The 3,774-nt window shown below is 71.9% G+C and carries 4 protein-coding genes; all 4 read left to right on the forward strand.

All coding sequences use genetic code 11. From position 1 onward, the window contains the following. On the forward strand, nt 1–128 hold a 128-nt coding region (locus tag RIF68_RS30520; RefSeq protein ID WP_262986058.1), incomplete at its 5' end, for an acyl-CoA dehydrogenase family protein. Nucleotides 129–257: 129 nt separating this feature from the next. After that, the gene (locus tag RIF68_RS30525; protein ID WP_309054510.1) at nt 258–1,340 is read left to right on the forward strand and encodes an NDP-sugar synthase; all 1,083 of its coding nucleotides are present in this window, start codon (nt 258–260) and stop codon (nt 1,338–1,340) included. Nucleotides 1,341–1,667: 327 nt separating this feature from the next. Next, a complete protein-coding gene (locus tag RIF68_RS30530; RefSeq protein WP_375165122.1) occupies nt 1,668–2,480 on the forward strand; it encodes a polyprenol monophosphomannose synthase in 813 nt (270 codons plus the stop codon). Beyond that, nucleotides 2,477–3,774 (forward strand): hypothetical protein (locus RIF68_RS30535; RefSeq protein ID WP_309054511.1); only part of this gene is annotated, 1,298 nt, incomplete at its 3' end. The genes RIF68_RS30530 and RIF68_RS30535, both read left to right, overlap by 4 nt.

Raw genomic sequence — 3,774 nt, forward strand, 5'->3', positions numbered from 1 at the left:
TCCTGGGCGGCTACGGCTACACCCGCGACTACCCCGTCGAGCGCATGATGCGCGACGCCAAGATCACCCAGATCTACGAAGGCACCAACCAGGTTCAGCGCATCGTGATGGCCCGCAACCTCCCGTAATCACGGGCCGGCCGAACAACGAACAGAAGTGGTACCGGAGGCGATCAGCAGTGCTCGCCTCCGGTCCGCGGCGACTCGCGGTTGGGCTAGATTTAGCGCTTCGTACACCCGATCGTGTTAGGGAAGACAATGACGGAAGCGGTGCTGCTGGTCGGCGGGCAGGGGACGCGCCTGCGGCCCGTCACGGTGAACACCCCCAAGCCGATGGTTCCGGCCGCAGGTGTGCCGTTTCTGGCCCATCAGATAGCCAGGGCCGCGGACGCGGGTGTGACCCACATCGTCATGGCGACCTGCTACCTGGCCGAGGTCTTCGAGCCGTACTTCGGTGACGGCTCCGACTTCGGCGTCCACCTCGAGTACGTCGTCGAGGACGAGCCGCTCGGCACCGGCGGCGCCATCCGGAACGCCGCGCGCCGCCTCACCGGCGGGCCCGACGAGCCGGTCCTCGTGTTCAACGGCGACATCCTCACCGGCCTGGACATCCGCGGCCTCGTCGAGTCGCACGAGGCCGCCGGGGCCGACGTCTCGCTCCACCTCGTGCGGGTCTCCGACCCCCGGGCCTTCGGTCTGGTCCCCACCGACTCCGAGGGGCGGGTGCTGGCCTTCACCGAGAAGCCGCAGACGCCCGAGGAGATCGTCACCGACCAGATCAACGCCGGCTGCTACGTCTTCCGCCGCTCCGTGATCGACGCCATCCCCGAGGGACGGCCGGTCTCCGTCGAGCGCGAGACCTTCCCCGGCCTCCTGCGGTCCGGTGCCAAGCTCTACGGCAAGACCGAGGACACCTACTGGCTGGACCTGGGCAAGCCCGAGTCCTTCGTCCAGGCCTCCGCCGACCTCGTCCGCGGCGTCGTCGCCTCCCCGGCCGTGCCCGGCCCGCGTGGCGAATCCCTCGTGCTTCCCGGGGCCCAGGTGGCTCCCGGGGCCAAGCTTTTTGACGGTACTGTGGTAGGGGCCGGCGCCCGGATCGAGGCCGGCGCCGTCGTGAAGGGCTCCATCGTGCTCGACGGGGCCACCGTCCGGGCCGACGCCCAGGTGAGCGCGAGCCTCATCGGCGCGCGTTCCGTCGTGGGCGAGCGCACCGTCGTGGACGGTGCCGTCGTCGGTGACGGCGCCCGCGTCGGCGCGGACAACGAGGTACGCGCCGGTGCGCGGGTGTGGTGCGAGGCAGAACTGCCCGACGCCGCGCTCCGCTTCTCCTCGGACCGCTGACCGGCCGTACCACCGTGCGCCCGTCCCCCGGACCCGACCGGTTCCGGGGGAGCCCCGGAGCCCGGGGACCGGCGGGGCCAGCAGGACCCGGACCTCCACGGTCCGGCGGAAGACCCGGACCCCGGTCCGGCGGAAGACCCGGATCTCCTTGGTCCGGAGGAAGACCCGGACCCGCACGGTCCGGAGGAAGTCCCGGGCCATCGGGGCCACGGGGAACCCGGGCCCGCAGCGGCCCACCGGGCCGTTCGGGGCCCCGGTCCGGCAGGACCCGCCCCACCCGGATCTCCACCCTTCAGTCGTCAGTGAGGCAGCAATCCAGTGACAGGTGTGTACCAGACCCCCGGTGCGGATGACGTCGCGACCGCTCGTACGGCCACCCTTCCCGACACGTGGGGCCGGACCCCGCTGACCGTGGTCATGCCCACGTACAACGAGGCCGGAAACGTGCCCCGCATGACCGAGCTGCTGATGGACCTGGAGATACCCGGGCTGCGGCTCCTCATCGTCGACGACTCCTCCCCGGACGGCACCGGGCAGATAGCCGAGGAGCTCGCGCAGAAGTACCACGCCGAGGACGGCTCCCCGCGCATGTCGGTCCTGCACCGCACCGCGAAGGACGGCCTCGGCCGCGCCTACACGGCGGGCATGACCAAGGCCGTCGAGGACGGCGCGCACTACGTCCTGCAGATGGACGCCGACGGCTCCCACCCCGAGGGCAAGATCGCCGAGATGCTCGGTGTGGCCCTCGCCACCGACGCCGGTCTCGTCGTCGGCAGCCGGTACGTCCCCGGCGGCACCCTCTCCGACGCCTGGGGCGCCCACCGCAAGCTCCTCTCCCGCTGGGCCAACGCCTACGCCAGCACCATCCTCGGCACCCGCGTGCGCGACATCACCGGCGGCTTCAACCTGTGGAGCGCCGACGCGCTCCGCGCCATCGACCTCTCCTCCGTCGGCAGCGCCGGCTACAGCTTCCAGGTCGAGATGAAGTACGCGGCGCTCCGCAAGGGCTTCCAGGTCATGGAGGTCCCCATCCACTTCGAGGACCGGACCGTCGGCGAGTCCAAGATGAACCTCGCCGTCCAGCTCGAGTCCATCGCCATGCCCTGGAAGCTCCGTGCGCGCGCCCGGGGCCGTAAGTGAGCGTCGACGCCATACGAGGGGACCTCGACGCGGCCGGTTCGCCGGCCGCGGAGCGGTCCCGCGGACACGCCGGGGCGGCCGCCGCCGAGACGCCCGCCCCGTCCCGCGGGCGGTCCCTGGAGGACCGCGTGGCGGGCGTCGCGAACGGCGCCGTGCTGCTCGTCACCGCCGTCCTGGTCTTCGTCGTCGTCCGCCTGCCCTGGGCCGGTGACCTCGGTGTGCACGCGGCCACGATCCACCGGCTGCGCCACAGCCTGCTCGACCCGGGCAACCCGATGGTCGACGCCGACACGGAGAGCCCCTACTACTCCCCGTGGATGGTGTTCCTGACCCTCGTGGCGAAGGCCACCGGGCTGAACACCTTCAACGCGCTGCGGCTCGGCGCGTACATCGGCCTGGCCCTGCTGATCCTCGGCGTCTGGATCTTCACCCGCACCATCAGCGCCCACCGGGCGGCCCCGCCGCTCGCCGTGCTGAGCCTCTTCTTCCTCTGGGGCGTCGACACCATCGCCTGGAGCGGGTACCTGGGCTTCACCTCGCTGGCCCTGGTCATCGCCTACCCCAGCACCGTCACCCTGGGCCTCGGCCTCGTCTTCCTGACGCTGCTGACCCGCGCCCTGCGCGCGGGCACGGCCACCGGCTGGGCGGCCTACCTGGGCCTCGGCGTGCTGTGGGCCGTGCTGATGCTGAGCCACCAGTTCTCCGGCGTGGTCATCACCCTCGGCGCCGTCGGCGTGCTGGTCTCGGCCCGCCCCTGGCCCGTGAAGGCCACCTGGCTGAAGCTGGGCGGGGCCGTCGCCGCCGGCCTGCTGGTCCTGGTGATCTGGCCGTACTACTCCTTCTTCTCCCTCTTCGGCATCGGGGGCCTGGAGGAGATCCACCAGAACCTCTACAAGGAGCTCTGGCCGCGCTACTGCCTGGCCGCCATCGGTCTCGTCGCCCTGGTCCTGCGGTTCGTCCGCGACCGCCGCGACCCGCTGGTGATCTGGTTCGCGCTCGGTCTCGCGATGGTCCTCGCGGGCGCCGCGACCGGGAAGTACTCCTGGGGCCGGGCCGAGCCCGCCGTCGTCATGCCCGCGCAGATCGCCGCCGCCATCGCGGCCGTCGAGGGCGGCAGGCGCCTGCTGCGCGCGGTCTTCGCCACCGCCCTGACGGCCGGACTGCTCACCGGCGCCTGGGCGCAGCGCGACGGCTTCGGCTTCGTCATCCGCGAGGAGGCCCTGCCGAAGGCCGTCACCGAGGAGGGGCTCATGGAGCTCCCCAAGACGTACGAGTGGACCACCCGGTACGCCAA

The sequence above is a fragment of the Streptomyces sp. genome, from assembly GCF_031178505.1.
Classification (GTDB): domain Bacteria; phylum Actinomycetota; class Actinomycetes; order Streptomycetales; family Streptomycetaceae; genus Streptomyces; species Streptomyces gulbargensis.

Bases quoted from the DNA above. Each gene is read 5' to 3' on its own strand.
- RIF68_RS30525 (WP_309054510.1), top strand. From the start codon at position 258: ATGACGGAAGCGGTGCTGCTGGTCGGCGGGCAGGGGACGCGCCTGCGG.